We start from the raw sequence: 1389 nt of genomic DNA, 5'->3' as shown, positions 1-1389 counted from the left end.
CGGCGGGGCCTTCCGCCTCGCTCGGCGTCCGATACTACGACACCGCCCACTTCTACGGCGCGGGCCTCGCCGTGGAACGCCTCGGCGCGGTCCTCTCCACCAAGCCCCGCGACGAGTACGTGCTCTCCAGCAAGGTCGGCCGCGTCATCCTCGCGGAACTGGAGGAGGGCGCCCGCGAACTCGGCGAGAAGGGCGGCCTGTTCGAGCACGGCAACCCCAACAGGATGCTGCACGTCTGGACCGCCGAGGCCACCGAGCGCTCCATCGAGGACAGCCTCAAGCGCCTGCGCACCGACCGCCTGGACATCGTCTGGGTCCACGACATCGCCCAGGACTTCCACGGCGACCAGTGGCTGGCCAAGTTCGAGGAGGCCCGCACCGGCGCCTTCCGAGTCCTGTCCCGCCTGCGCGACGAGGGCGTCATCGGGGCCTGGGGCCTCGGTGTCAACAAGACCGAGCCGATCGAGCTCACCCTGTCCCTCGACGAGCCCCGTCCGGACGGCTTCCTCCTCGCCGGCCGCTACACCCTCCTCGACCACGAGCACGCCCTCCAGCGCCTGCTGCCGATGGCACAGGAGCAGGGCGTCGGCATGGTCGTCGGCGGCCCCTACAGCTCCGGCATCCTCGCCGGCGGCACCCACTTCGAGTACCAGGAAGCCCCTGCGCACATCATCGAGCGCGTCACCCGGCTCAAGGACCTCGCCGCGGAGCACGGCGTGAGCATCAAGGCCGCCGCCCTGCAGTTCTCCCTCGCCCACCCGGTCACCGCCGCGGTCGTCGCCGGCGCCACCAAGCCCAGCCGCATCGCCGAGGACCAGGCGGCGCTCAACGAGACCGTCCCCGCCGCGTTCTGGCAGGAGCTGCGCTCCGCCGAACTCGTCAGCCCGGCCGCCCCGCTGCCGTACGGCGCCTGAACCACCCCCGACCCGTCAGGAAATCCGATCATGGCCTCCACCTCCGTCAGCCGCATCGTCCCCGCCTCCCCCGACAAGGTGTGGAACCTCATCGGCGGCTTCGACTCCCTCCCCGACTGGCTCCCGTACATTCCCGAGAGCACCGCCCTCGAAGGCGGCCGCGTCCGCCGCCTGCGCAATCCCGAGGGCGGGACCATCATCGAGCGCCTCGTCGCCTTCAACGAGGCCGAGCGCCACTACAGCTACGCCATCCTGGAAGCCCCGTTCCCCGTCAACGGCTACGTCTCCACGATCCGCGTCCACGCCGTCCCCGGCCAGGAGAACGCCGCCGAGGTCCAGTGGTCCGGCCGCGTGCAACCCCCCCGCCCCACCCCAGAAGAAGCCCGGGGGCACCTAACCCCCCACCACACCCGAGGCCGCCCCGCCCCCCACCCCCCCCCCCGGCCCGCACCCGCCCCCCCCGCCCAGGACCCGG

General features: G+C 72.4%; 2 protein-coding genes. Both read left to right on the top strand.

Annotation, left to right across the window (positions count from 1 at the left end; all coding sequences use genetic code 11):
• Positions 1–914, top strand: a 914-nt coding sequence (locus tag ACFV61_RS35445) for an aldo/keto reductase (protein WP_380496252.1), incomplete at its 5' end; no start/stop codon positions are given.
• A 30-nt stretch (positions 915–944) separates the two neighbouring features.
• Positions 945–1389, top strand: a 445-nt coding sequence (locus ACFV61_RS35440) for an SRPBCC family protein (RefSeq protein ID WP_380496249.1), incomplete at its 3' end; no start/stop codon positions are given.

This window comes from Kitasatospora sp. NPDC059817, assembly GCF_042731835.1.
GTDB lineage: Bacteria > Actinomycetota > Actinomycetes > Streptomycetales > Streptomycetaceae > Kitasatospora.
This window is presented reverse-complemented; position numbering and strand designations above follow the sequence as displayed.